This is a genomic window from Plantactinospora sp. GCM10030261, assembly GCF_042666615.1.
Lineage (GTDB): Bacteria > Actinomycetota > Actinomycetes > Mycobacteriales > Micromonosporaceae > KBS50.
The window spans coordinates 226,623-252,141 of the sequence record NZ_JBHTDD010000005.1 but is presented as its reverse complement, the minus strand read 5'-3'; the positions used below and the strand labels follow the sequence as shown (position 1 = coordinate 252,141).

Annotated in this window: 23 protein-coding genes; 11 read left to right on the top strand and 12 right to left on the bottom strand. The window is 72.7% G+C overall.

What is annotated here, in order from left to right:
- The first annotated feature begins 55 nt into the window (after nt 1-55).
- Together ACFQUZ_RS09020 and ACFQUZ_RS09015 are read left to right on the top strand one after the other, a co-directional pair.
- The gene (locus ACFQUZ_RS09020) at nt 56-3,556 is read left to right on the top strand and encodes a BTAD domain-containing putative transcriptional regulator (RefSeq protein ID WP_377439992.1); all 3,501 of its coding nucleotides are present in this window, start codon (nt 56-58) and stop codon (nt 3,554-3,556) included.
- 5 nt (nt 3,557-3,561) lie between these two features.
- On the top strand, nt 3,562-4,095 hold the full coding sequence (locus tag ACFQUZ_RS09015; protein WP_377439989.1) for a GNAT family N-acetyltransferase: 534 nt from the start codon (nt 3,562-3,564) through the stop codon (nt 4,093-4,095).
- Between the two features lie 46 nt (nt 4,096-4,141).
- Here ACFQUZ_RS09015 and ACFQUZ_RS09010 read toward each other — a convergent pair whose 3' ends face one another.
- The 3 genes from ACFQUZ_RS09010 to ACFQUZ_RS09000 form a co-directional block, all read right to left on the bottom strand.
- The gene (locus ACFQUZ_RS09010) at nt 4,142-4,708 is read right to left on the bottom strand and encodes a dihydrofolate reductase family protein (protein ID WP_377439986.1); all 567 of its coding nucleotides are present in this window, start codon (nt 4,706-4,708) and stop codon (nt 4,142-4,144) included.
- 226 nt (nt 4,709-4,934) lie between these two features.
- Entirely contained in the window at nt 4,935-5,564 is a 630-nt protein-coding gene (locus ACFQUZ_RS09005) for a LysE family translocator (protein ID WP_377439983.1), read from the bottom strand.
- 1 nt (nt 5,565) lies between these two features.
- On the bottom strand, nt 5,566-6,303 hold the full coding sequence (locus ACFQUZ_RS09000; protein ID WP_377439980.1) for a metallophosphoesterase: 738 nt from the start codon (nt 6,301-6,303) through the stop codon (nt 5,566-5,568).
- A 74-nt stretch (nt 6,304-6,377) separates the two neighbouring features.
- On the opposite strand from ACFQUZ_RS09000, the gene ACFQUZ_RS08995 reads away from it, so the two are divergent.
- Nucleotides 6,378-7,034 carry a CGNR zinc finger domain-containing protein gene (locus tag ACFQUZ_RS08995; RefSeq protein WP_377439977.1) on the top strand — a complete coding sequence of 219 codons (657 nt, stop codon included), beginning with the start codon at nt 6,378-6,380 and terminating at the stop codon, nt 7,032-7,034.
- 73 nt (nt 7,035-7,107) lie between these two features.
- On the opposite strand, the gene ACFQUZ_RS08990 is transcribed toward ACFQUZ_RS08995, so the two are convergent.
- Nucleotides 7,108-8,577, bottom strand: a complete 1,470-nt coding sequence (locus ACFQUZ_RS08990) for an MFS transporter (RefSeq protein WP_377439975.1) — start codon at nt 8,575-8,577, stop codon at nt 7,108-7,110.
- A gap of 272 nt (nt 8,578-8,849) precedes the next feature.
- On the opposite strand from ACFQUZ_RS08990, the gene ACFQUZ_RS08985 reads away from it, so the two are divergent.
- The 4 genes from ACFQUZ_RS08985 (at nt 8,850) to ACFQUZ_RS08970 (ending at nt 12,866) form a co-directional block, all read left to right on the top strand.
- Complete coding sequence (locus ACFQUZ_RS08985; RefSeq protein WP_377439972.1) at nt 8,850-9,335, top strand: type II toxin-antitoxin system PemK/MazF family toxin; 486 nt, start codon at nt 8,850-8,852, stop codon at nt 9,333-9,335.
- 49 nt (nt 9,336-9,384) lie between these two features.
- Entirely contained in the window at nt 9,385-9,801 is a 417-nt protein-coding gene (locus tag ACFQUZ_RS08980) for a nuclear transport factor 2 family protein (RefSeq protein ID WP_377439969.1), read from the top strand.
- Nucleotides 9,802-9,891: 90 nt separating this feature from the next.
- On the top strand, nt 9,892-10,896 hold the full coding sequence (gene mtnA / locus ACFQUZ_RS08975; RefSeq protein WP_377439966.1) for an S-methyl-5-thioribose-1-phosphate isomerase: 1,005 nt from the start codon (nt 9,892-9,894) through the stop codon (nt 10,894-10,896).
- A gap of 8 nt (nt 10,897-10,904) precedes the next feature.
- Complete coding sequence (locus tag ACFQUZ_RS08970; RefSeq protein WP_377439964.1) at nt 10,905-12,866, top strand: bifunctional aldolase/short-chain dehydrogenase; 1,962 nt, start codon at nt 10,905-10,907, stop codon at nt 12,864-12,866.
- A 31-nt stretch (nt 12,867-12,897) separates the two neighbouring features.
- Here the strand turns inward: ACFQUZ_RS08970 and ACFQUZ_RS08965 are convergent, their stop codons facing one another.
- On the bottom strand, nt 12,898-13,494 hold the full coding sequence (locus tag ACFQUZ_RS08965) for a dihydrofolate reductase family protein (RefSeq protein WP_377439962.1): 597 nt from the start codon (nt 13,492-13,494) through the stop codon (nt 12,898-12,900).
- Nucleotides 13,495-13,700: 206 nt separating this feature from the next.
- On the opposite strand from ACFQUZ_RS08965, the gene ACFQUZ_RS08960 reads away from it, so the two are divergent.
- Nucleotides 13,701-14,867, top strand: a complete 1,167-nt coding sequence (locus tag ACFQUZ_RS08960; protein WP_377439959.1) for a DUF418 domain-containing protein — start codon at nt 13,701-13,703, stop codon at nt 14,865-14,867.
- Between the two features lie 30 nt (nt 14,868-14,897).
- Here ACFQUZ_RS08960 and ACFQUZ_RS08955 read toward each other — a convergent pair whose 3' ends face one another.
- The gene (locus ACFQUZ_RS08955; RefSeq protein WP_377439957.1) at nt 14,898-15,323 is read right to left on the bottom strand and encodes a PaaI family thioesterase; all 426 of its coding nucleotides are present in this window, start codon (nt 15,321-15,323) and stop codon (nt 14,898-14,900) included.
- 51 nt (nt 15,324-15,374) lie between these two features.
- On the bottom strand, nt 15,375-16,088 hold the full coding sequence (locus ACFQUZ_RS08950; protein ID WP_377439955.1) for a molybdopterin-dependent oxidoreductase: 714 nt from the start codon (nt 16,086-16,088) through the stop codon (nt 15,375-15,377).
- Between the two features lie 113 nt (nt 16,089-16,201).
- Between ACFQUZ_RS08950 and ACFQUZ_RS08945 the strand changes: the two genes are divergently transcribed.
- Both ACFQUZ_RS08945 and ACFQUZ_RS08940 read left to right on the top strand, forming a co-directional pair.
- Complete coding sequence (locus ACFQUZ_RS08945) at nt 16,202-16,810, top strand: TetR/AcrR family transcriptional regulator (protein ID WP_377439953.1); 609 nt, start codon at nt 16,202-16,204, stop codon at nt 16,808-16,810.
- A gap of 61 nt (nt 16,811-16,871) precedes the next feature.
- Nucleotides 16,872-17,507: an alpha-ketoglutarate-dependent dioxygenase AlkB gene (locus ACFQUZ_RS08940; RefSeq protein ID WP_377439951.1), complete on the top strand. Its 636-nt coding sequence runs from the start codon at nt 16,872-16,874 to the stop codon at nt 17,505-17,507.
- Here ACFQUZ_RS08940 and ACFQUZ_RS08935 read toward each other — a convergent pair whose 3' ends face one another.
- The 5 genes from ACFQUZ_RS08935 to ACFQUZ_RS08915 all read right to left on the bottom strand — a co-directional run bounded on the left by ACFQUZ_RS08935 (nt 17,508) and on the right by ACFQUZ_RS08915 (nt 23,744).
- On the bottom strand, nt 17,508-18,482 hold the full coding sequence (locus ACFQUZ_RS08935) for a glycosyltransferase (RefSeq protein WP_377439949.1): 975 nt from the start codon (nt 18,480-18,482) through the stop codon (nt 17,508-17,510). It abuts the gene before it with no gap.
- Nucleotides 18,479-20,128, bottom strand: a complete 1,650-nt coding sequence (locus tag ACFQUZ_RS08930) for an HAD-IIIA family hydrolase (RefSeq protein ID WP_377439947.1) — start codon at nt 20,126-20,128, stop codon at nt 18,479-18,481. Before ACFQUZ_RS08930 ends, ACFQUZ_RS08935 begins: the two co-directional genes overlap by 4 nt.
- A complete protein-coding gene (locus ACFQUZ_RS08925; protein ID WP_377439945.1) occupies nt 20,128-21,318 on the bottom strand; it encodes a glycosyltransferase family 2 protein in 1,191 nt (396 codons plus the stop codon). The genes ACFQUZ_RS08930 and ACFQUZ_RS08925 overlap by 1 nt, the downstream gene beginning before the upstream one ends.
- Nucleotides 21,319-21,326: 8 nt before the next feature.
- Nucleotides 21,327-23,051, bottom strand: coding sequence for a carbamoyltransferase (locus tag ACFQUZ_RS08920; protein ID WP_377439943.1), 1,725 nt, complete (start codon nt 23,049-23,051; stop codon nt 21,327-21,329).
- Nucleotides 23,052-23,138: 87 nt separating this feature from the next.
- Nucleotides 23,139-23,744, bottom strand: a complete 606-nt coding sequence (locus ACFQUZ_RS08915) for a flavodoxin family protein (protein WP_377439941.1) — start codon at nt 23,742-23,744, stop codon at nt 23,139-23,141.
- Between the two features lie 296 nt (nt 23,745-24,040).
- Between ACFQUZ_RS08915 and ACFQUZ_RS08910 the strand changes: the two genes are divergently transcribed.
- The gene (locus ACFQUZ_RS08910; protein ID WP_377439938.1) at nt 24,041-25,291 is read left to right on the top strand and encodes a DUF222 domain-containing protein; all 1,251 of its coding nucleotides are present in this window, start codon (nt 24,041-24,043) and stop codon (nt 25,289-25,291) included.
- Nucleotides 25,292-25,519: the final 228 nt, after the last annotated feature.

Here is a 25,519-nt window from a genome sequence, read left to right as displayed (position 1 = left end):
CAGCTCGGCTTCAGCCGTCCCCGGCCGGCCGGGCCGGTTCTCGTACGCTGGGCCGATGCGATTCGGGGTGTTGGGCCCGTTGGCGGCCTGGACCGACGCCGGCGAGGCGGTCACCGTTCCCGGGCTGAAGGTGCGGGCCCTGCTGGCCGACCTGATCGTGCACGCCGGCCGGCCGGTTTCCACCGACCGGCTCGTGGACGACCTCTGGGGTGACGGCGTACCGGCCAACCCGGCCGGGGCGGTCCAGGTACGGGTGTCCCAGCTTCGCAAGGCGCTGGCCGACGCTGAGCCGGGTGCGCGTGACCTGGTCGTGTCCCGCCCGCCCGGCTACCTGCTCCAGGTCGACGCCGGAGCGGTGGACGCCGGGCGGTTCGCCGCGCTCACCGCCCGGGCCAGGACCGTCGCCGATCCGCGAGATCGGGCGGCGTTGTTCGCCGACGCGCTCGCGTTGTGGCGGGGACCGGCGTACGCCGACTTCGCCGACGAGGAGTTCGTCCGCGCAGCGGCCAACCGGCTGGAGGAACAGCGGCTCGCGGTCCTGGAGGAGCACGCCGAGACCCGGCTGGAACTCGGCGAGCACAGCGCGCTCGCCGCGGAGCTGTCCGACCTGGTGGAGCGGCATCCGCTGCGGGAACGGCTGCGGGCGGCGCAGTTGCTCGCCCTCTATCGTGCCGGTCGGCCGACCGAGGCCCTGGACAGCTTCCGCGACCTCCGGGAGCGGCTGGCCGACGAGTTGGGCCTGGACCCTGGCCCGGGCCTGGTCGCCCTGCACCGGTCGATGCTCGCCCAGGATCCCGCGCTGACCGCCACCGGGACGCCACCGGCGAACCGGCCGCCGACCAACCTGCCCGCCCCGGTGACCGCGCTGATCGGCCGGGACGAGGCGATCGACGAGGTGCGGGCCCTACTCGCGAAGGGCCGGCTGGTCACGCTCGTCGGCTCCGGCGGGGTGGGCAAGACCCGGCTCGCGATCGAGACGGCCCGGCAGCTCCACGACGAGTACGACAACGGGGTATTCCTCGTCGAACTCGCCGGCCTCGACCGGGCCGCCCCGCCACCACCGGGACCGACACCACCCGGGCCGACGACCCCGGGACCGACACCGCCGAGACCGACGACCCCGGAAGCCACGGCACCGGGAGCCACGGCACCGGGACCGATGACGCCAGGACCGGGTCCGGGATACGCGCCGGCCGAGGCGGTGCTGGCCGTGCTGGGTATCCGGGATGCCGCCGACGGGCAGCCCGGCTCACCGACCGAAACGCTTGTGGCGGCGTTGCGCGGGCGCCGGAAACTGCTCGTGCTCGACAACTGCGAGCACCTGGTTGAGGAGGTGGCGGACCTCGTCGACCGGATCATGCGCGGCGCGGAGGGCATCTCCGTGCTGGCCACCAGCAGGGAGCCGCTCGGCCTCGCCGGAGAGGTGCTCTGGGACGTACCCCCGTTGACGGTGCCGGAGCCCGGTGCGGACGCCGCGGCCTGGGCCCGGTCCAGCGCCGTCCAGCTGTTCGTGACGCGGGCCGCCGCCACCGCGAAGGGTTTCGCCCTGGACGCCGAGACCGGGCCGGCCGTAGCGCTGCTGTGCCGCCGGCTCGACGGCATCCCGCTGGCGCTCGAACTCGCGGCCACCCGGGTGCGGGCGCTGGGCGTGCACGGCCTGGTAGCCCGGTTGGATGACCGGTTCCGGCTGCTCGCCACCGGTCACCGCGGTGCGCCGCACCGCCAACGCACCCTCACCGCGATGGTCGACTGGAGCTGGGACCTGCTCAGCGAGCCGGAACGGGTGGTCCTGCGCCGGCTCGCGGTGCATGTCGACGGCTGCACGCTCGAATCGGCGGAGGCGGTGTGTGCCGGCGACGACGTCGAGACGTACGCGGTGCTGGACCTGCTGGCCCGGCTGGTTGACCGATCCCTGGTGGTGATGGCCGAAGGCGGCGAACCGAGGTACCGGCTGCTGGAGTCCGTCACCGCGTACTGCCTGGACCGACTGGCGGAGTCCGGCGAGACCGACCGGATCCGCATGCGGCACGCCGGCCACTACACCGAGCTGGCCGCCCGCTCCCGGGCCGGGCTCACCGGCCACGGGCAGCGGGAGTGGCTGCGCCGGATGGACGCCGAGTCGGCCAACCTGCGGGCCGCGTTCGACCACGTGGTGCGGCGCGGCGCCGCCGAGCCGGCGCTGCGGCTCGCCACCGGCCTCGTGTGGTACCGCCAGCTGCGCGGCCGGCTCGTGGAGGCGGCGCGCGCGCTGGACACCGCGCTGGCGCTGGCAGACGAGAATGCCGTGGGCCGTGGAACGGTCACCGGTGCCGGTGGTGGGGGCGCGATGGCCGGCGATGTCGGCGGGGTGCCGGCGGCGCTGCGCGCCGACGCGCTCGCCTGGCGCGCCGGTCTCGCCGCCATGCAGGGCGAGGTGACCGACTGGCTGGTCCGGCGCGATGAGGCGCTGGCCGCGTACGCGACAGCCGGCGATCCGCACGGTCTGGCCCGCGCCCAGTGGTTCCTCGCCCACGTCGGCACCGACCTGAGTGATGTCGACGGCGGCACTGCCCTGCTCACGGCCGCCCTCGCGACGTTCCGGGATCTCGGTGACCGGTGGGGCGAGGCGGCGGTGCTGAGCGTGCGGGCGAAGCTGGCACACGCGGCCGGCGACACCGGGTCGCTCACCCGGGACGCGGCCCGCAGCGCGGAGCTGTTCGACCAGCTCGGCGACCGGTGGGGAGTCCTCCAGGCGACCGAATGGCTCGGCAGCCTGGCCGAGATGGCGGGCGACCATGACCGGGCGCTGCGCCTGCACCGGGAAGGACTGGAGATCGCCGAGGAGTTGGGTCTGTGGCCCGACGCGGTCGGCCGGCTCGGCTGGCTGGGCTGGACCTGCGTGCAGCTCGGCGACTACCCGGCCGCCCGCGCCTGGTGCGAACGGGCGCTGGCGATGTCCGAGGAGCACGGGTTCCGCTTCGGTCGGATCCTCCTGGAACTGGTGCTCGGCATCGCCGCAAGGCGGGACGGCCTGCTCGACCTGGCGGAGACACACCTGGGTGGGCTGGAACGGGGTGCGTCAGCCGACGACCCGCCGTTGTACCTGTCACTGGTCCTCACCGAGTTGGGCTTCGCCGCCGAGCTGCGCGGCGACGCCGCCGAAGCGGTACGCCGGCACACCGCGGCCTTCACCACGGCCGGACAGCTCGGCGGCCCTCGTGACGTCGCGTACGCCCTGGTCGGTATGGCCGGTGCGCTGTCGGTGGCCGGCGAGCACCGGTCGGCGGCCCGCGTGCTGGGGTCCGCCGAGGCAGCCCGCAGGTCCGGTGGGCTACCGGCCGGCCCCGCCGAGACGGCCGACACCGACCGGATCGTCGGCGCCGTCCGGGCGGCGCTCGGTGACGCCGACTACGCGATCGAGCTGGAGCGCGGCGGCGCGCTCACCCCCGAGGAGGCCCTGCGGCTGGCGACGGTCCGCGCCGCACACTGGTCTTCTGCGGCGTCCGGGCACTGCGCCGAGCACGCGTGTCCCGCCGAAGGCGAGCGTCGCACCGACTCGGCCGATCGGCTAAGTTGATCACCGTGCGACACTTCGGATCCGACATAGTCACCGTCGCCGACCAGCTCACCGAGGCGTACGTCGAGGTGTTCAGCGGTCCACCGTGGAATCACCGGCACCCGGCCGACACAGTGGACTTCCGCAGGCGGTTGGTGGAGGACGCCCAGCGGCCCGGATTCCGGGCCATCCTGTCCTTCTCCGATCGCGGCGAGGTGGACGGCTTCGTCACCGGCTGGCCCACCCGACCCCCGTTCCGCACCGACCGCGCCTACGGCAGGGTGCTCGACCGGCTCGGTCCCGACCGGGTCGAGGAGCTGCTGGTCGGCGCCCTCGAAATCGACGAACTGGGAGTACGACCGCGGGCCCGCGGCACCGGCCTGGGCCGCCGGCTGCTGACCGCCTTCACCGCCGACGCACCCGAGGGGCGGGCCTGGCTGCTGACCTGGAACCAGGCCCACGACACCCTCGCGTTCTATCGCCGGATCGGCTGGCCGGAGCCCGCACCCCGGCCGGGCCGGGAGACCGACATCGTGGTGTTCGTGTCTCCGTCGCCCTGACCGGGCCTGGTGCTGCTCACGGTCGTCGGGGCCTGGCGGGTGACCGTCACGTGGCCTTGGCCGCCGGGCGGTAGGAGACGATCACCACGCCGGAGCTGAGCGTCTGCGTGTCGGCCAGTTCCAGCTTCGGCGCGGCCTTGTCGATGGTGAACTGGTTGGAGAGGCTCTCCCCTCCGACGAACACCGGGTGGATCCAGAACCGGGCCTCGTCGAGCAGACCGTCGCGCAGCAGGTCGTACGCGAGCGGCCCGAAGCCGTACATCAGGATGTCGCCGCCGGGCTGCTCCTTGAGGGCCCGCACCTCGTCGAGGGCCTGGTCCCGCCGGATGATTGTGGAGTTGGTCCAGTCGGCCGTCTCCAGGGTGTCGCTGACGACGTACTTCGGCATCGTGTTCATCTTGACGCCGAACTCGCCGGTCTGCTCCTCCATGGTCGGCCAGCTGGCGGCGAAGCCGTCGTAGGTCCGCCGCCCCATCAGCAGCGCGTCGCAGGTCTGCAACAGACCGAACGCGTACGCGCCGGCGTCCTCGCTGAAATACTCCATGGTCCAGTTCTGCGGGTCCTCGATGACGCCGTCGAGGGAGACGTAGGTCGAGGCGATGATCTTGCGCACTGTGGTCCTCCGGTATTCGTCCTGGCTACTTGCCGAGACCACGATGCCAGCCGCCGCTTCAGGTCCCCTTTCCGTCGGCTTACGACCGGCCGAACCGCACGGCCCGCACCGTGGCCATCCCGGGACGACGTGGCCACGCCACCGCGCCGACGTGGCCACGCCACCAGACCGGCATGGCCACGCCACCCGGACCGAACTGGCCTCGCATCCCGACCGGCATCGCCCGTTACCCGGTCGATATCGCGGCGCGTAGCCCGAGGGCGACAAGTACCACCCCGCAGGTCCGCCGCGCGATGGCGGCGAACCGTGCCGAGCGGACGGCCCGCCCGACCCGGGCCAGCACCACGGTCCAGCCGACCAGCCAGGCCGCGATGAGCACGGCGTGCGCGGTGGCCAGCAGCAGGATCTGGTACGTCACGGCACCCCCCGGGTCGACGAACTGCGGCACCAACGTCAGGTAGATCGAGGCGGCCTTCGGGTTGAGCACGTTTACCAGCAGTGCCTGCCGGTACGTCGAGCCGCGCTCCCGCACGTCGCGGTCCTGGGCACCGCGGTCCGCTGAGCGCGCACCCGTCGACCCGCGCCACATCCAGATGCCGAGCCCGACCAGGTAGCCGGCGCCGACCAGGCGTACCACGGTGTAGAGCTGGCTGGACCGCATGACCAGGGCGGACAGTCCGACGGCGGCCAACCCGGCGTGCGTGTACAGGCCGGTGACGGTGCCGGCGATCACCGGGCCGCACTGGCCGACGCCCCGGTCGGTGACCCGCTGGACGAGCAGGGTGAGGCTCGCCCCGGGAGTGGCGACCAGCGGAAGGACGGCGATTAGGAACCCGCCCGCCACCAGCACCGTCACCTCACGCCACCACCCGGTAGTGGGTGACGAAGCTGCCGTCGTCGCCGAGCACGTGGTACGCGAGCCAGGGTGGCGCGTCGGTGTCGGCCGGCCGGTCACCCTCCCAGGGCATCCGCAACGCCCACGTGATCGCGGGCGCCACCAGGAGCGGACGATCGGCGAAGGTGGCCGCGGCGGCGGTGTGCGCGTGCCCGGTCAGCACGGCGACGACCCGCGGGTGGGCGTGCAGCAACGCCGCGAGGTCGGCGGCTGGGCGCAGCGGCCAGGTGTCCGGCAGGGGGTGGTGCATCCGTACCGGCGGGTGGTGGAAGGCCAGGAACGCCGGCAGGTCCGGATGGCGGGTGAGCTGGTGGTCGATCCATTCGACAGTCTCTGGCGCCAATTCCCCGTGCGCCTCCCCGGGGACCGTCGAGTCGCACATCAGGATCACCGCGTCGCCGACCCGGTGCAGGCGATTGACGGGTTCGTCGGCGGGCGGTTCGCCGAGTAGATGCTCGCGCATGGGCGCCCGGGCGTCGTGGTTGCCCGGCGCGAAGAGCACCGGGACCGGCGCCGTGAAGATCCGCGCCGCCGTCACGTACTCGTCGGGCTCGGCGTGGTCGGCGATGTCCCCGGTGACCAGGATCGCGTCGACCGGCCGGGGCAGGGAGCGCAGGTGGTCCATCACCCGCTCGGCGCGGTGCTGGGTCCGGTCGGTGCCGTCCAGGTGCGGATCGCTGACGTGGGCGAGTACGAGCATGCGGTGGCCTCCCGTGACGTCTCTAACGCTAAATAATGTTTAGGCGTTAGGCACGTTAGCGTATTGTTGGCCGGGTGATCAATCTGTCGCTGGGCCTGGCGAGCACGATCCGCCACGACGGTCACGGCGGGGTGGCCGACGACCTCGTCGAGCCGGCCGGCCTCACCGCCTGGGTACGCGACCGCGCCCCACACCTCGGCGACTGGGCGGCGGGCTTCGCCGCCGACGAGGAGGCACTGGCATCGGTGGTCGCCCTCCGCACCGGGGTCCGGGCCCTCTTCGCGTACGCGGTGCGGCCGGGACCACCGAGTCCCGCCGACGCGCACCGGTTGCTGCCGCTGCCGGCGGCGCTCGACCGGGTCAACTCCGCCGCCGCCCGGGTCCTGGTGACGCCGCGCCTGACCTGGGTGGACGGCGACGACCCGGTCGGTCGGCCGGTGCCTGCGGGCGCCGACCCGCGGACCGCACTGCTCGCCGCGCTGGCCCGGGCCACCATCGACTTCCTCTCCGGCCCCGACCGGCCCAACCTGCGCGCCTGCACGGCGCCTCGCTGCGTGCGCTACTTCGTCAAGGGCCACGGCCGGCAGGAGTTCTGCAAGCCGTCGTGCAGCAACCGAGCCCGGGCGGCCCGCCACTACCAGCGCCAACAGGCCGCCGTGGCCACCGTGCCGGCGGGCGTGGCGACTGAGCCCGGCGGCCGGGCCTCCAGACCCGTCGACCGGGACCGTTGAAGGACCGGCCGCTCGGGCCAATACCGTGGTCGGCGCGCTTGGTCAGGGCCGACAGCGACGCCGGGACCGGAGGCTACCGGAGGCGATCGACGGCGGGGGTGGGCTTCCTGTCATCCTGCTCGGTTCGGCCGGGTTGCCGAATCCGCACTGTGCCAGGCATGACCAGGACGACCGCGATGGCCGTCAGCACCAGAAGGGCCGCGGCAGTCAGTAGTGCGGCGTCGAACCCGGCCACGGTGACCTCGGTCGCGTTCCGGTCGGGCGCCCTGCGGAGCGCGCTCGCGGCGGCGGTAGCGGCGATGCTGTTGAGCAACGCGGTGCCGATCGAGCCACCGATTTGGGTCACGGCATTGACGGCGGCGGAAGCGGCACCGGTGTCCTCGTCGCCGACTCCACTGGTCGCGGTGGCGACCGCGGGGGTGATGGCGCACCCGAGGCCGAGACCGATCAGGATCTCCGCCGGCAGGAACCGGGTGAGATAGAGCCCTGCCGTCCCCGGCGTGATACCGATCAGCAGCGCCATTCCGGCTGCCATCACGAGAAGCGCCGGAACGATGAGGTGACGTGCCGCCAGCCGGGGGGTGAGCAGGCCAGCGATCAGCGTCGAGCCCACCCCGATAGCCAACGCCAAGGGCAGAAAGGCCAACCCAGCCCGGATCGGTGAGTAGCCAAGAACCTGCTGGAACCAGTAGGTCAGCACGAGGAAGAACCCGAACAGCGCCAGTTGCGGCAGCCCAACCGCGAGGAACGCCCCACCTCGTGTCCGGTCTAGAAGCACCCCGAGCGGCAGCAGAGGCCGAGCGGCTACCCGTTGCCCGCGGACGAACACCACAAGCATCGACGCGCCGAGCGCCAGCAGGGCGGCGACGAGCGGGTCAGTCCAGCCCCGGCCCGCGACCTCGGTCATGGCGAAGACCAACGCCGTCATGCCGAGCACGCTGCTGAACGCGCCCATGAGATCGAGCCGTACCCGGCGAGCCGGCCGATCAGCGCTCATTCCCTTGACTCCGATCAGAGTGCCGATCACGATCGGGACGTTGATGAGCAGACACCAGCGCCAGTCGAGGTACTGGGTCAGGGTGCCGCCGAGCAGAAGCCCGATCACCGCACCCGCTCCGGTGAGCGCTCCATAGACACCGAATGCGATTCCACGCTCCCGTGGCTCGACGAACGTCGCCGAGATCATTGCCAACGCGGCGGGTGCGAGCAGGGCGGCAAACACGCCCTGGGCGGCGCGGCCGGCGAACAGCAGTCCGGCGGTCGGAGTCAGACCGGCAAGCGCTGACGCCAGCGCGAAGCCAATCAACCCAAGCGCGAACGTCCGTCGCGGACCGATCATGTCGCTGAGTCGTCCACCGAGTAGCAGCAACCCGCCGAACGCCAACGCGTAGGCGGCAACCACCCAGCTACGAGACGCGTCGCTCATCCCCAGGTCGCGCTGGAGGGAGGGCAACGCGATGGTCACGACCGTCGAATCCAGGACCACCATGAGCTGCGCCGATCCGGCTGTCGCGAGGACCCACCAACGGCGATCGGATGCCACCACATGTCCTCCCCGAGGACTAACTTACCGTTGTTAAATTACTAGAACAATGTACTGGCAGGGACGCGCGCGGTCGCGCCATTTATGGGCTCGACCCAGCACCAGTTCGCCCGCCACTGCCCCGACCAGGAAATCCGCCGCGCACACCCGCCATGTCGGAAGTCGGCAGCAGCGGGCGGTGAACTGACCTCGGGCCTGTGCCCGGCGCGGGGCCTTCCTTACCGTCGAGGCGGGCCGCTGGCTGTTTCCGGAAGGCCGGTACGCTGCCCGCCGTGGCGGGACTCTGGCGTGGTGTGGCGGCGACGGTCAGTCGGGTGACCCGGCGTGGTGCGATGACGCGGGGGCCGGTCCCCGCCCAGCCGGCGCGTCGGCGCCAGGTCGCCGCCTTGCAGCGGCGCCAGCTCAGTTACGCGCCGGAGTTGGACGGGCACGCCGACCCAGGTGAGATCGTGTGGACCTGGGTGCCGTACGAGGACGACCCGCGCCAGGGCAAGGACCGCCCGGTGCTGGTGGTCGGCCGGTCCAGCCGGACGCTGTTCGGCCTGATGCTGTCCAGCCAGAGCGACCGGGACGGGCAGCGACACTGGCTCGCGCTGGGCCCCGGCGCCTGGGACCGGGACAACCGACCGAGCTGGGTCCGGCTGGACCGGGTGCTGACCATGCGCGAGGACGGCATCCGGCGCGAGGGGGCGGTGCTGGACCGGGCCCGGTTCGACCGGATCGGCGCGGCGCTGCGGTCCGGATACGGCTGGCGCTGACGGTATTCTGAATCGGCTCCCATCGACGTACGACGAAGTGGGGTCGACGGTGTCCGAACAGAGCCGGGTGGACGAGCAGAGCCAGGTGTCCCAGCAGAGTCGGGTGGACGAACTGCACACCGCTGAGCGTCGACTCCAGGCCGCGCAGCTCGCCAGCGACGTGGCGGAGCTGGACCGGCTGCTGGACGACCGGCTGATCTTCACGCTGGGGCCGGACGGCCGGTGTTACACCAAGCAGGACGACCTCGCGGTGCACAGCACCGGTCAGCAGGCGCTGACCAGGGTGGTCGAGGAGGAACTGCGGGTGCTCGTGGACGGTCGGACCGGGGTCACCTGGTTTCTCGGCCAGATCGAGGGCACCTTCGCCGGCAACACGTTCGCCGCCCGGATGCGCTACACCCGCACCTGGCTCTACGACGACAACATGGGCTGGCGTCTGATCGCCGCCCACGCCAGCTCACTCTGACGCCGTCCTCGAGTAGCCGCGCCGAGGCGGAACATTGCCGCCCCGCCGCGGTCGCGGCTAGGTTGTGTCCACCGACCCCGGAGGTGGCTGGTGCGGACCATCGACTGGCGCGCGGACCGGATCGTCCTCATCGACCAGACGCGACTCCCCGGCGAGCTCACGTACCTGGAGATTTCCTCTGTGGACGACCTGGTCGACGCCGTACGCCGGTTGGCGGTGCGGGGGGCGCCGGCGCTGGGCGTGGCCGGGGCGCTCGGGGTGGCGTTGGCCGCCCGGACCCTCGACGGTGATCCGGACGCCGTCCGGACCGCCGCCGCGACGCTACGCTCGGCCCGCCCGACGGCGGTGAACCTGGCCTGGGGCGTGGACCGGGCGCTCCGTCACCTGCACCGCGGCCCGGACGCCATCCTGGCCGAGGCGCTCGACGTGCTGGCCGAGGACGTGCGGTGCTGTCGGGAACTCAGCCTGCGCGGCGCGGACTGGTTGGTCCAGACCGTCGGTCGGCCGGTGACCGTGCAGACCCACTGCAACGCCGGCGCGCTTGCCTGCGTGGAGTGGGGCACCGCGCTCGGTGTGGTCCGCGCGCTGCACGAGCAGGACTCGCTGGGTCACGTGTACGCCTCCGAGACCCGTCCGCTGCTCCAGGGCGCCCGGCTCACGGCCTGGGAGCTGGCCCGGCTGGGCGCCCCGCACACCCTCGTGGTCGACTCGGCCGCCGCCACGGTGCTGGCCCGCCGGCTGGCCCGGGCGGTGGTGGTGGGCGCTGACCGAATCACCGCCAATGGCGACGTGATCAACAAGGTGGGCACCTATCCGCTGGCCCTCGCGGCGGCGCAGGCCGGCGCTCCGGTGCTGGTGGCCGCCCCGGAGTCCACGATCGACCTGGCCACCCCGACGGGGCAGGATGTCGAGATCGAGATCCGCGATGGGACGGAGATCGTCTCGGGGAGCGGTCCGCGCACGGCCCCGGCCGGCACGGAGACGCTAAACTTCGCGTTCGACGTCACCCCCGCCGCCCTGGTCGCCGCGATCGTCACCGAGCGGCGGATAATCCTGCCGTCCGCCGGCGGCCGCCCCGACGAACCACAGCCCTGAGGAGCCGGATGCGCGACCGCTGGAACCCGTCCGACGCCCCGCCCGCGACGGACCCGCTCGGGCAGCTCGTGTACGCGTCCCGACTCATCGGTCAGGATCCGGGTCTGGTGCTGCACGGCGGGGGCAACACCTCAGCCAAGATCACCACGACGGACGTGCTCGGCGAGCCGGTGGACGTGCTGTACGTCAAGGGCAGCGGATGGGACCTGGCCGACATCGAGGTCGCCGGCTTCGCGCCGCTGCGCCTGGCCCGGCTCCGGGCGCTGCTCACTCTCGACCAGCTCAGCGACAGCGACATGGTCAACGAGCTGCGCTGCGCGTCGCTGACCGCCTCGGCGCCGACGGCAAGCGTCGAGTCGCTGCTGCACGCGCTCCTGCCACACCCGGTGGCCCTGCACAGCCATGCCGGCGCGCTGCTCGCGCTTACCAACCAGCCGGACGGCCGGGCGGTGGTCGAGGAGGTGTACGGCCCGGACGTGGTCGTCGTGCCGTTCGTGATGCCCGGTTTCGACCTGGCCCGCCGGGCGGCCGAGATCGTCCCCACCGAGGTCGGCCCGGACACGGTCGGCCTGGTGTTGCTGAACCACGGCCTGTTCACCTTCGGCGGGGACGCCGAGGAGGCGTACCGGCGGCACATCGACCTGATCTCCCGCGCCGAGGCTTACCTGGCCGATCGGGCCCGGCCGGCGCCGAGCGCCGCTGAGCGCCCGGTCGTGGACCCGCTGCGCCTGGCCCGGCTCCGCCGGGAGGTCTCCGCCGTGGCGGAGACGCCGATGCTGCTCGGCCGGCACGAGGATGCCGCGATCCGGGCGTTCGTGACGCGGCCGGATCTCGCCTCGGTCGCCGGTCGCGGTCCGGCCACCCCGGAACACGTCATCCGGACGAAACGGCTCCCGCTCATCGGTGACGACGTGCGGAGGTACGCGGCGGACTACCGCGACTATGTCGAGCGGCACCGGGAGCGGCGGGCCGAACCGGTGCGGATGCTCGACCCGGCGCCCCGGGTGCTCCTCGATCCGGAGTTCGGCCTGCTCGCCACCGGCCGGCGTCCGGCCGAGATGCGGATCGCGTACGACGTCTACCGGCACACCATCGACATCATCTCCGCCGCCGAGGCGATCGGCACGTACCAGGCGCTCTCCGCGGCGGAGATGTTCGACATGGAGTACTGGGAGCTGGAGCAGGCCAAACTGCGTCGCAGCGGCCCAGCTCCCGAGTTCGCGGGCGAGGTCGCGCTCGTCACCGGCGCCGCGTCCGGCATCGGCCGGGCCTGCGCGGACGCGCTGCGCCGGCGGGGAGCGGCCGTGGTGGGCGTCGACATCGCCGAGGAGATCACCGGCGCCGACGCCGACGACTTCCTGGGCGTACGCGCCGACGTGACGGACCGGGTGGCGCTGTCGTCGGCGGTGGACCGGGCCGTCGAAACCTTCGGCGGCCTCGACATGGTGGTCGCGGCGGCGGGGATCTTCCCCAACAGTCGCCACCTCGCCGACCTGGACGGCCCCACCTGGGACCGGACGTTGGCGGTCAACGCCGGTTCGGTTGCCAGCCTGTTCGGGCTGACGCACCCGTACCTGGCGCTGTCCCCGCGCGGTGGCCGGGTGGTGCTGATCGCCTCCCGTAACGCGCCGGCGCCCGGCCCGGGTGCCGCCGCCTACTCGGCGTCGAAGGCGGCGGCCGTCCAGGTGGCCAGGGTGGCCGCGCTGGAGTGGGCGCCCGACCGGATCCGGGTCAACGTCCTGCACCCGGACGCGGTCTTCGACACGGCGCTCTGGACGCCGGAGCTGATCGAGGACCGGGCCCGGCAGTACAGCCTGAGCGCCGAGCAGTACAAGCGGCGGAACCTGTTGGGCACCGAGATCACCAGCGCCCGGGTGGGCGAGGTGACGGCGGCCCTCTGCGGCGAGGCGTTCGCCGCCACCACCGGCGCCCAGATCAGCGTCGACGGCGGCAACGAGCGGGTGATCTGAAGCCGCCGGAGGCTCAGCGACTGCCGGAGGCTCAGCGGACGACCTCGTACCGCAGGTGAGTGACGCCGATTCCCTCGACAACCCTGGTCGGGCCGACCAGCTCCACCGGCACCGTGGCCAGTTCGCTGAAGAACGGGGTGCCGGAACCCAGGAGGACCGGCGCCAGGTCGACATGGATCTCGTCCAGCAGCCCGGCTTCCAGGCACTGCCGGGCGATGGTGCCGCCGTTCACGACCACCCAGCTGTCCCCGGCGAGTTCCCGGGCCGTGGCGACCGCCGCCTCGATGCCCTCGGTAACGAAGACGAAGTTCTCGTCGGCAACCGGCCGGTCGGTCGGCGGCCGGTGGGTGAGCACCACGACCGGCACGTCCATCGGGTGCCGGCCACCCCAGCCGTTGGTGGCGTCGTACAGGTGCCGGCCGACGACCAGGGCGCCGGTCCGCTCGTTCAGCTCTCGCAGGTGCTCGGCGCTGGCCTTCGAGGTACGTAGCGTCATCCCCGGCATCGCGGTGGGGGTCTCCACGTCGCCGTTGCCGTACCACCGGAACAGGTGGTCGAACCCGGACTCGTTGGGGCCGGAGATGTAGCCGTCGATGGACATCGTCGCGCCGGTCATGACCTTGGACATCGTCTCGCTCCTGTCGTTCGCGTTTTGCCGTCACCCATGCGTCGACCGGGGAGCGGCCCGGGAGGACAACTTCCGGCAGAAACTTTCGGCCGGATCCGCCGAACGGTGTACGCCGGGTTCATCGCGCGGGGCGACGCTTTCGACGCGGCTCGACGGAACGCTGAGGAGGCCGGAGCGGGGGCTGCGGCATCGGGGAGGGAAACACCATGAAGGCGACCACCGCGTGCACGCCGACAGCGACCACGAGATCGAGCCGGCTGGTCCTGCTCGACGTGCTGCGCGGGGTGGCGATCCTCGGGACGCTTGCCACAAACGTCTGGGTCTTCGCGCACCCGGACGGCGAGTACGCCCTGGTCGCCGACGCCGGCGCCATCGCACCGCTGGCGGACTCGCTGGCCGAGACCGTGCTCCGGTTCCTCGCCAACGGCAAGTTCCTGGCGATGCTGACCATCCTGTTCGGCGTGGGTCTGGCCATCCAGCACCGGTCGGCGGTGCGGCGCGGGGAGCGCTGGCCCGGGCGGTATCCACGCCGGGCGCTCCTGCTGTTCGCCGAGGGCACCCTGCACTACCTGCTGATATTCGCGTACGACGTGCTGATGGGGTATGCGGTGACCGCGCTCCTGGTGGCCTGGCTGCTCGGCCGGTCGTCCCGGGTGCGGAACGCCGCCATGTGGCTGGCGGGTGGCGTTCACCTGACCCTCATGCTACTCGGGACGGCGGCCCTGCTGGCCGCTCCGGCGTCCGCGTCCACCTGGACCGTGGACGAGAACCTGCTGCGCACCGACAGCTACCTCAACCAGGTGTGGATCCGGCTGGAGCACGCCGGGCTCCTGCGCGCGGAGCCGATCTTCGCGTTCGGTCTGCTGGTCTTTCTCTTCCTGCTCGGAGTGCGGCTGTTCCGGGCCGGGGCGTTCGCCCCCGACGAGCGTGGCCGCCGGTTGCGGCGTCGACTGCTCTGGGTCGGTCTGGCGATCGGCCTGCCGCTGAACATCGCCAGCACGGTCGCCGGACCCGATCTGGTGCTTGTCGACCGGTACGTCCTGCCGCCGCTTGTCACCCTGGGCTACCTGGGCCTGATCGGCACGATCCTGGACCGGATCGCCCGGCCGGGGCCGGTGTCGACAAGCCTCGCCGCGCTCGGCCGGACCGCGCTCTCCGGCTACGTCCTGCAGAACCTGCTCTGCGCGATCCTCTGCTATGGCTGGGGCGTCGGGCTCGCCACGTCGTCGCTGCCCCGCCCGTGGTGGGTCCTCGGTCTGTGGTTCACGGTAAGCGTCGCTCTCGTCGTGCTCGCCCGGGTGTGGTTGCGACGCTTCGACCACGGACCGCTGGAGGCCGTCCAACGCCGGCTGCTCGCGTCGCGATCGGCCTGAGAGCGGCAGCGCTCGGCCTGGGGATCCGCCTCACCGGGTGGAGACGATCGTTCCCTGCGCCGCGGCGCAGAGCACGGCCTCCCCGTCCTGGACGACGAACAGGTCGCACCGGCAGAACGCCTGGCGCCGGCTGGCGTGCACGACGGTGGCCCGGGTCCGGAGCAGGTCACCGGCGGCGGGCCGGAGGTAGCTGATGGTCAGCCCTCCGGTGAGCACACTCGGCCCGAGCACCGACCCACCGGCGAAGGTCAGCGCGTTGTCCGCCGCGTAGCTCAGCACGCCGCCGTGCAGGTAGCCGTTCTGCTGGCGCAGTTCGTCCCGCGCCGGCAGTTCGAGGACCGCCGTACCGTCGCCGAACTCGGCCAACCGCGCGCCGAGCAGCACGCTGAACGGTTGCGCGGCCAGCAGCCGGCGGGCCGCCGCCAGGTCGACGGGCGGATTCGCGGGCTCCGTCACTGTCTCCTCCTCGCTGTCGTCCGGGCCGCTTTCCCCGGTCAGTGTTCCCGGTCAGTGTTTCCCGGGCGGGACCGGATATCGGTCGTAGCGGCGCCGGACCCGAGGTTGGCTCCACCGCCACACCGGGCGCCACAGCACGCCGGGCAGGCCACGGCTGCGTTCCTCGCGCGCCACCCGGGCCCGTGGGTGAGCCAACCAGCCGGCCGAACCGGAGTCGTACCGGGTGCGGAAGTCGATCGCGGCGACGTGCCGCACACTCTTGTAGCCGTAATGCTCGGGCGCCACCAACCGCACCGGCGCGCCGGCGGCGAGGTCGAGCGGCGCGCCGTCGAGGGTGTCCGCGAGCAGCACGTCCGGGGCCGTGGCGTCGTCCAACCGCAGGCAGGCCCGGTAGCCGTCCAGGCCGGTGAGGGTCACCCACCGGACGTCACGGTGTGGTCGGACCAACTCGGTGAGGTACGCCAGCACGGCGGCGAACGGCACGCCGCCCCAGCACAGCCCGGTCGCCGTCCAGGTGGTGACGCAGTGCAGATCGGCGCGGAGGGTGGCGCGGTCGGCCAGCCGCATGACCTCGGGGACGGTCAGTTGGGTGGGTCGGCGGACCGTCCCGCCCACGGTGATCGTCGGGAGCGCCGGCGGGGCCGGCACCATCGGGGCGAACCAGGGCAGCCCGAACCGGCGCAGCGGCGCGATCCGTTGCCCCGTCGGCAGTGCGGGAGCGGCGGATCGCGTGGGCGACGTCGCCTCCCGGGGTCCCTCGGACACACCGCCAGACTAGAGCAAACGCTCTAGAGTGTCCGCTCTAGAGTGACGTGGCTCACCACGGACTCCCCACCGACCCGCTCGGGTCGGCCCCCGGCCGGGCGTACATTCGCGACATGCCGACCGGCCGACCCCACGCCCGCCGGACCCACTCCGACGAGCAGATCCTGGCGGCCGTACGCGATCTCCTGCTGGCGCACGGCCCACGCGGGGTCACCACCGCGGCCATCTCGCAACGCAGCGGCGCACCCACCGGATCGCTCTACCACCGGTTCGGGTCCCGCTCGGTGATGGTCGCCGAGTTGTGGATCCGCACCATCCGGCGGTTCCACGCCGACCTGTTCGAGGCCACCTCGGCGGCGGAGCCGGGGTTACCCCGGGCACTGGCCGCCGCCCTCGCCGTGGTCGACTTCGCCACCCAGCATCCGGAGGACGCCCGGCTGCTGCTGGTGGCCAGCCGCGCCGACCTGGACGCGGACGCCTCCCTGCCGGCCGAGCTGGCCGAGGCGCTGCGCACCCTGAACGACCCGGTGACCGCGCTGCTCAAGCAGGTCACCACGGAGCTGTACGGCAGTGTCACCCGGGACGGCGTGGACCGGGTGACGATCGGCACGATCAGCCTGCCCTACACGGTGGTCCGGCACCGCCTGCTCCAAGATGGGGACCCGGCCGACCTCCGGCACCTGGTGGAGACCGCCGCCCGGGCCGTGCTCACCGCGCCCTGATCGGTTCGGCGCCTGGCCGAAAGTCGAACGGGCGTACGAACAGCGCGGTACGCTGAGCCACATGAGCCAGCTCGCGTACCAGCCGTCGATGCTCGACCTCGGTGACGACGGCCCCCGGCTCGGCCGGCTGGCCGGGCAGATCCGCCGGCATTCGCTGAGCCGGGGCGCCTGGGTGGACCACCTGCCCGGCTGGGTGCGGGGATCCGACGCGGTGCTGGACACCCTGCTACACGAGGTGGACTGGCGGGCGGAACGCCGGGTCATGTTCGACAACGAGGTGACCGTGCCCCGGCTGCTGCGCTGGTACGACGGACACGAGCCGTTGCCCCACCCGGTCCTCACGGCGGCCCGCAGCCGGTTGTCCGAGCACTACGCCGCCGAACTGGGCGAGCCGTTCGTCACCGCCGGCATGTGTCTCTACCGCGACGGCCGGGACAGCGTCGCCTGGCACGGCGACACCCTCGGCCGTTCCGCGCACGAGGACACCATGGTGGCGATCGTGTCCTTCGGGTCGCCCCGACCGCTGCTGCTCCGCCCGCGCGGGGGTGGCCCCAGCCGGCGGTTCCCGCTGGGCCACGGCGATCTGATCGTCATGGGTGGCTCCTGCCAACGGACCTGGGAACACGCCGTCCCCAAGACGACCCGGGCGGTGGCGCCCCGGGTCAGTGTCCAGTTCCGCCCGGTCGGCGTGGCCTGATCAGCGCGATCCGCACATCTCCTCCTTCAGCAGCCGGTCCCAGTCGTCCAGGAATCGGGCCAGGCCGTACCGGTCGAGAGCCACCCGTCGCCCCCGCTCGCCCAGTTCCCGGGCGGCTGCCGGCTCGGCGACGAGCCACCGGGCCGCCGCCACCAGGTCGTCGACCCGGGTGGACACCACCCCGGCGCCGTCCGGGATGGCCCGGGCCGCCTCCGTGGCGCCCAGGGCGATCACCGGCACCCCGATGGTCATCGCCTCGATCAGGCTCAGTCCCAGCGAGGTCCACCGGCACAGGTGCAGGTACGCGCGGCGTCGGGCGATCCGCTCGTGCATCGGTCCCTGCGCCAGGTCCTCGTACGCGGTGACCCGGCGACCGATCGGGCCGAGCGCCATGGGCAGCGCGTCAACCCCCATGCCGTACACGTCCAGCGGGGCCACCTCGGCGAATCGCGGCATCAGGTCGGTGCCGGTGACGCGGCCCCGGCGGACCGGCTCGTTCGTGACCACGGCGAATCTCTCCAGGTCGCCGGTGTAGCCGGCGGCCGGAGGCACCACGCCGTGCTCGACCACCGTGGTTCTGGTCCCCCCGTTGTCCCAGAACAACTCGTTGAAATGCGTGACGTGGACGAGGACCATGTCGTCCCGGTCGGCCATGGGGTGCCGGGTGTTGGGAACGTCACCTTTGGGAGTGTTGTGCTCGACGTAGATCGCCGGCAGGTCCCGACCGGGCCGGCGGCCAAGCCATTCGGTGGCGAGTTCCAGTTCCTCGGGGCGTTGCAGGACGACCACGTCCACGTCAGCGGTGGCCAGTTCCTCGGGAGGAACCTCGATGACGGTGTCCGGCCAGGGGTAGGTGCGGGCCCGGCCGAGACCGTACGGTCCCCGGTCCGGGGTCACCGGCACCAGGTAGCGGTGCGGGCCCCGCACGAATGCGGTGCTCCAGGAGCCGTGCACGTGCCAGAACAGGATGTTCATCGTCCTTGCCTCCCGTCCGTCGATGCCAACCGGGCCACGGCCCCGACCACGTCGGCGGGGTCCACTCCGGACAGGCAGGGATGTCCCGGAACCGGGCAGCTCACCGCCCGGGTTTCCCGGCAGCCGGCGGTGGCGTCGCCGAGCCGAACCACCGGCACCCGGTAGGGCGCCCACTGTCCGAACGGCACGGTCGGCGCGAAGAGGCTGACCACCGGCGTGCCGACGGCCGCCGCCAGGTGTGCCGGTCCCGTGTTGCCGGTGACCAGGCAACGGGCCCCGACGAGCAGTTCGGCGAGGTCGGCGAGTGAGGTCCGCCCGCCGAGGTCGTACGCGCCGGCGGCGGCCACCGTCGCGGTCAGTTCCCGCTCACCTGTCGATCCGGTCACCAGCACCCGGTGACCGGCCCGGGTGAGTGACGCCACGATCGCCTCGTACCGCTCTGGTGGGCAGGCGCGGGCGGGCACCGAGGCACCCGGATGCACCACCACGTAACCGGTGGCGGCGTCCGCCGTGACGGCTCGCATCGCGGCGGCGTCCGCCGTGGCGGCTCGAATCGCGGCGGCGTCCGCCGTGGCGGGCAGGGTCACCCGCAGCCGGGGGTCGTCCTCCGGCGCCAACGCGAAGCCGGCGGCCACCGCCAGGGAGAGCGCCCGTTCCGGCTCTGGAATTCCCACCGGTACCCGATGGCGTACGTCGAGCAGCGAACCCGGATAGTCGTCGCTGACCGCGCTGACCCGCGGTATCCCGGCCATCCGCAGCAGCAGTGCCAGCGGCAGCGGCGACTGGTGGAAGGAGGTGAAGATCACCGCCTCGTCCAGTTCGTACCGGGCGAGGGCGGCGACCAGGCGCGCGGGCTCGGCCGGGTCCACCGGTCCCGGCGCCGGGTCGATCCACGGCAGTCGCCACTCGATCAGCTCGTCGACTCCGGGTAGCAGTTCGGCGGCTGCCCGCCCGCGCGGCCCGCAGAGCATGATCACCCGATCGGCGTGTGCGGCCACCGCTCGGATCGCCGGACCGGTGAGCAGTACGTCGCCGGCCGAGTCGCTGCGGGCCACCAGCACCCGCCCCGCCCGGCGGGCCACCGCCGTGGGCAGCGGGGTGACCCGACCCTGCCGCTCCAGGATCCACTCCACGGCGGCCGGCAGGTCGGCGGCCACGGCCGGCGCCTCGGCCACCTCCTCGGTCCTGGTCACCGGGGTCGGCACCAGCACTCCGGTGGCGCCCGCGGCCAGGGCGGCCGTCATGTCCCGACCGATGTCGCCGACGACCGCGCAGCGCCGCGACGCGGTGCCGAGCGCTGCGGCGGCGGTGTGCACCAGGCCGGGGGCCGGTTTCCGGCAGGGGCAGCCGGCGTTCTCGTCGTGCGGGCAGACCTGCCAGGTGTCGAACGGTCCGAGCAGGTCGGTGACCCGCTCGTTGACCCGGCGCAGATCGTCGGCGGTGAACAGCCCTCGGGCCAGTCCGGACTGGTTGGAGACCACACCGAGTCGCAGGCCGGCCGCGCGCAGCCGGTCCAAGGCCGCCCGGGCCCCGGGCACCGGGCGGACCTTCTCCGGGTCACCGTTGTAGGGCACGTCCTCGATCAATGTGCCGTCCCGGTCGAACAGGACGGCGTCGAAGAGCGGGCCGGGTTGGGTCCGGCCCATCAGGCGTGGTCCTCGCCCGCGCCGATCCGACCGCGCGGCAGATCGGCGCGGGCCGTGTCTCGGGAGCGCCACCAACCGGCACACCAGTGGCCGACCGCCAGCGGCGGGATCAGCACGGTGGTGACGAGCATGGTGGTGACCTCGGCGCGGGTGCGCGGGCCGGGGGCGATCCGGGCCCACGCGAACTCGGCGGTGCCGGCGGCCCAGCCGGCGGCGGCGAGCGCCGTCACTCCGGCCAGCGCCCGCCGGTTGGCCGATACCGTACCGACGGCCAGCGCCAGCCCGCCGGCCACGGCCACGGCGCCAGCCGTGGTCATCGCGACATGCCGGCGCCGCCGCCCGGCCGGCACGTCGAGCACCTCCCGCCAGCGCGGCCCGTAGCTCCGGCGCAGCAGCGCGTCGTCGGCGTTGCCACGCTGGGTACGCAGGCTGATCCAGGGGCCTTCCGGCCGTACCGGATGCCGGACGGTCCGGTCCCCCCGCACCAGGCGCCAGCCGGCCCGGCGTACCCGGTAGGCGATGTCACTGTCCTCCCGGAATGCTCGCGGGAACCGCTCGTCGAAGCCGTCGACGGCGGTCAGCGCGGCGCGGCGGTAGGCCATGTCCGCGGTGACCCACCGGCTGTCCGCGAGCCCCGAAGTGACCCGTTCCCAGTCGGTCGGTCGCCGTCCGGTCGGTAGCGGCACCACGATCCGACCCTGCACACCCCCGACGTCACCGGGCACGTCGAGGTCCGCCACCAGCCGCCGCAACCAGTCCGGGTCGGGCAGCACGTCGTCGTCCAGGAACGCCACCCATGGCTGCCGGGCCGCCCGCCAGCCGACGTTGCGGGCCGCCGCCGGCCCGCCGCCGGTCCCGGTCAGCACCTTCGCGTACGGGGTGAGCGCGGCCGGTACGGCCAGCGCGGCGCCGTGGCCCGCCCGGTCGTCCACCAGCAGGATCTCCAGGTCGGCCAGGACCGGTTCGGCGAGGTCGGCTGGCTCCCGCCGCGCCGTGCCAGCCTGCCGCGCCGTGCCGGCCTGCCGCGCCGTGCCGGCCTGCCGCGCCGTGCCGGCCTGCTGGGTCGTGCCGGCCTGCCTGGCCGTACCGGCCTGCTGGGTCGTGCCGGCCTGCTGGGTCGTGCCGGCCTGCTGGGTGGCGAGCGCGTCGAGCAGCATGGACAGGCTCGGCCGGCCGATCGTGGGAATCACGATGCTGATCATCGGTTGGTGGCCAGGTCGGCGCGGCGTACCGCGAACGGGCCGAGGGCGAGCAGGTCGATCGGCGCGGATCCGAACAGCTCCATCGCCTCGCGCGGGGTATCCACCATCGGTCGACCAGCCGTGTTGAGCGAGGTGTTGATGACGACCGGCAGCCCGGTGAGCCGGTCGAACTCGGCAAGCATCTCGGCGACCAACGGCTCGTTCTCGGCGCTGACGGTCTGCACCCGGGCCGTGCCGTCCACGTGCACGACCGCCGGAATCCGGTCGCGCCAGGAGTCGCGTACCCGATGGACGAACAGCATGTACGGGCTCGGCAGCATCCCTTCGAAGATCTCCGCGGCTCGCTCGGCGCGGACCATTGGCGCGATCGGCCGGAACTGCTCGCGCCCCTTCACGTCGTTCATCCGGGCGGTGGTGTCCGGCCTACCCGGGTGGGCGAGCAGTGACCGGTGGCCGAGCGCGCGCGGCCCGTACTCGCTGCGGCCTTGGAACCAGGCCACCAGGCCGTCGGCCGCGAGCGTCCGGGCGGCCTCGGCGGCGATCGACTCGGGGCGTGTGTAGGGCAGCGCGGCCCGCCTCAGCTCGGCCTCCAACTCGTCGTCGGACCAGCCGCGGCCGAGGTCGGCACCGGGCATCGGCACCGGCCGGTCGCCGCCGGTGGCGGCGACGTGCAGTGCCGCCCCGAGCGCCGTGCCGGCGTCACCCGCCGCCGGTTGCACCCAGATCCGCCGGTACGGACTCTGCGCGGCGAGCCGGGCGTTGGCCACGCAGTTCAGCGCCACCCCGCCGGCGAGGGTGAGGGTCGACGGTCCACCGGCGGCCTCGTGCAGCCAGCCGGCCAGGTCGAGGATGACCTCCTCGAGCCGGGCCTGGACGCTGGCCGCCAGATCGGCGTGCTCGTCGGTGAGTTCGGCCTCGGCCGGACGCGGCTTGGCCAGGCTGCCCCAGTCGATCCGCTCGATGGTGAAGCCGCCGTCGTCGGTCGTCCGGACCAGGTCGCGCAGCAGTCCCAGATGCCGGGGCTGCCCGTACGAGGCCAACGCCATCACCTTGTACTCGTCGCTGGAGTGAACGAATCCCAGGTGCCGGGTCAGGTCCTCGTACAGCAGGCCGAGCGAATGCGGCAGTTGCTGGGCGGCCAGCTCGTGCAGGACGCCGTCCCGGTAGACGCCGGACAGGTGGCTGGCCGCCTCGCCCCGGCCGTCCAGGACCAGGACCGCCATGTCGTGGCCGGTACGCTGGGAGTCGCCGACGGCTGGGTTGCCGTCGGTGGCCGGGTTGCCGTCGGTGGCCGGGTTGCCGTCGGCGGCTGGTGCGGCCAGCCCGGCGGACGCGGCGTGGGCCACGTGGTGCGGCACGAAGCGGACGATCCCGGAGTCCAGGCCGGGCAGCGCCGCCGCGAGGAACTGGGGAGCCCGCTCGGCGTACCTGACCCGCAACCAGTCCCAGGGGTCCTCCAGGCCGAGTTCGGTCGGGTCGCGAACGAGGGCCGGGTCGAACGAGTACGCCACCGCGTCGAGATCCTCCGGGCGCAGCCCGGCGGCGCTGAGACACCAGGCGGCGGACAGTTCCGGCAGCTCCCACGCCGCGAACGGCACCGGACGCTTGCCGTGCTTACGCCGGCTGAACCGCTCCTCCTCGGCGGCCGCCACGACCCGCCCGTCGATGACCAGCGCGGCGGCCGGATCGTGGAAGATCGCATTGATTCCCAAGACCCTCATGAACGTCCAGCTACCCCTGCTTCTCCGGAGTAACCGCACGATCAACGACTTCTCGGATAGGCAATATGTCCGCTCTCGGACCCGATGTCACTCGGGTGGCGCCGACATCGGTTTTCCGTCGAGGGCCCGGGCCACCGCCACCAGGTTCGCCGCCATCGCCCGACCGGTCCCGGCGGACCAGTCGTGGCCGCGCTGCTCGTCCAGGTAGTTCGGGCCGGGGCCGGGACCCGCGTGCCAGTACGTCCACGCCTGCCCCGGGATCGTGTAACCGATGTCGACGAGCGCACCACAGATCTCGCTGATCACATGGTGCGCGCCGTCCTCGTTGCCGGTGTTCACCACCCCGGCGACCCTGTTGTACGCCACGGGTCGGCCGCCGTCGTCGGTCTCCGAGATCATCGCGTCCATCCGCTCGATCACCCGCTGGGCCACCGAGGACGGCCGGCCGACCCAGGTGGGCGAGGCGACGATCAAAATCTCGCTGGCCAGGAGGGCGTCGTGGATGGCCGGCCAGGCGTCCCCCTCGCCCAGATCGGTAAGTACGCCAGGCTTGATGTCGTGATCCACAGCCCGGACGACGTCGACTGTGACACCCTGGCCCCGGAGCGCGTCGATCACCACGCCGGCCAGCGCCTCGGTGTTGGACGGCTCCGGGGACGGCTTGAGCGTGCAGTTGATGACGAGTGCGCGCACGATTCCTCCGCAGGTCGTGGTCTCGGTTGTTCCGGTGGCTCTCGTGGATTGACGGCGTGGCCGGTTGGTTGTCGGCCACCTTCCGAAGCCGTACCCGTGGATGAGCGCGGCAACCCGGCGTGGCGTCCGCGATCGTGGAGTCCGGCCACGGTCCCGGCCCGGGGGTCGCCCTGCGGGGCGGGTCCGAGAGCCGCAGAATCCACCCTGCTTTGACCGATTCACGCCAATACGCAGAATCAGCTGGCGCGATCTTCACAAAGCGTGATCATGTCGTACACGCGTGCGAACGTAGCCGCGTGCGGGAGGCCCTGGCGACATTGAGCGAGACGGTCGATGACGTTCTCGTCGGGTCGGCCTGGGCGCTCAGCGATGCTGAGTTGCTCGCGGTGTTGGACATGGCTGGAGCGCTGCGGCGCAAGGTGGACGCGTTGGTGCTCGGCTTGGTACACGAGGCCGACGGCCGGGGTTTGCCTCAGCGGCAGGGTGCGACCTCGACGACGGCGTGGTTGCGGCATCGGCACCGGATGACCGGTCGGGCCGCCCGGCTCGCGGTCACCGACGCCCAGCGGTTGGACACCGCGCCCGACCCGCTCCGGCAGGCGGTGACCACCGGTGCCGTGTCGATCGACCAGGCCCGGGTCATCGCCGACACCGTGGCCACGGTGCGGAAAGAGGCCGGTGCGGTGGCAGCGGACAAGACCGTCGGGATCCTGCTGGACTGGGCCCGCGAGTTCGACCCCGACGGTCTGCGGCGGCTCGCCCACCGGATCCTCGACCACGTCGCTCCGCACCTCGCCGAGGACACGCAGCGCAAAGCGTTGGACGCCGAGGACGCCCGGGGGCGGCGTGACCGCTACCTGACCCTGTCCCCGACCGGCGACGGCCGCCTCCGGCTGTCCGGCCTCCTGGATAGAGAAACGTCGGCCCTGCTCCGCACCGCGCTCGACCCGCTCACCAAGCCCCACACCCGCGACGACACCCGCAACCCCGGTCAACGCCGCCACGACGCCCTCGCCGACATCTGTCGACTGACACTGCGCACCGGCGACCTACCTGACTCAGGTGGGGAACCCACCCAGGTGGTGGTCACCACCAGCTACGACCCCCTCACCCACACCCTCCGCCCCGGACTGCTCGACACCGGTGACGCCGTGACCGCCGAGTCGGTCCGCCGGCTCGCCTGTGACGCCGGCATCCTGCCGGCCGTGCTGAACGGTGACGGTCAGGTCCTGAATATGGGTCGGCAACGACGCCTGTTCACCGGCGCCGTCCGCCGCGCCCTGGCCTTACGCGACGGCGGATGCGCCTTCCCCGGCTGCGACCGACCACCACGCTGGACCCAGGCCCACCACATCGTCCACTGGACCGACGGCGGCCCCACCAACCTCGACAACGGCGTCCTGCTCTGCGGACACCACCACCGCACCGTCCACCACGACGGCTGGCAGGTCCAGCCAATCCCCGGCGGCCGACCACACTTCATCCCCCCACCCTGGATCGACCCCCAACAACACCCCCGACACAACACCTACCACCAACGATGCTGAACGGGACCGGACCCGACGACATCAACCGCCACACGGCGACACGGCGACACCGCCACACCGCCCACGCTGCGGAACCGCCACGCCGCCACACCGCCCACGCTGCGGAACCGCCACGCCGCGACGCCACCGTGGAACCATCGGCGGACACCGACCCGGAGGCCGCCACGCCAGGCCTGGAACTCGGCAGCACTCACACCGCACGGACATGCCCGCAGAAGGTACGACCGG

Coding starts and splice junctions, on each gene's coding strand:
- ACFQUZ_RS09020 (WP_377439992.1), top strand. CDS start 56: ATGCGATTCGGGGTGTTGGGCCCGTTGGCGGCCTGGACCGACGCCGGC.
- ACFQUZ_RS09000 (WP_377439980.1), bottom strand. CDS start 6,303: ATGCTCGTACTCGCCCACGTCAGCGATCCGCACCTGGACGGCACCGAC.
- ACFQUZ_RS08970 (WP_377439964.1), top strand. CDS start 10,905: ATGCGCGACCGCTGGAACCCGTCCGACGCCCCGCCCGCGACGGACCCG.
- ACFQUZ_RS08965 (WP_377439962.1), bottom strand. CDS start 13,494: ATGTCCAAGGTCATGACCGGCGCGACGATGTCCATCGACGGCTACATC.
- ACFQUZ_RS08960 (WP_377439959.1), top strand. CDS start 13,701: ATGAAGGCGACCACCGCGTGCACGCCGACAGCGACCACGAGATCGAGC.
- ACFQUZ_RS08945 (WP_377439953.1), top strand. CDS start 16,202: ATGCCGACCGGCCGACCCCACGCCCGCCGGACCCACTCCGACGAGCAG.
- ACFQUZ_RS08940 (WP_377439951.1), top strand. CDS start 16,872: ATGAGCCAGCTCGCGTACCAGCCGTCGATGCTCGACCTCGGTGACGAC.
- ACFQUZ_RS08935 (WP_377439949.1), bottom strand. CDS start 18,482: ATGAACATCCTGTTCTGGCACGTGCACGGCTCCTGGAGCACCGCATTC.
- ACFQUZ_RS08930 (WP_377439947.1), bottom strand. CDS start 20,128: ATGGGCCGGACCCAACCCGGCCCGCTCTTCGACGCCGTCCTGTTCGAC.
- ACFQUZ_RS08920 (WP_377439943.1), bottom strand. CDS start 23,051: ATGAGGGTCTTGGGAATCAATGCGATCTTCCACGATCCGGCCGCCGCG.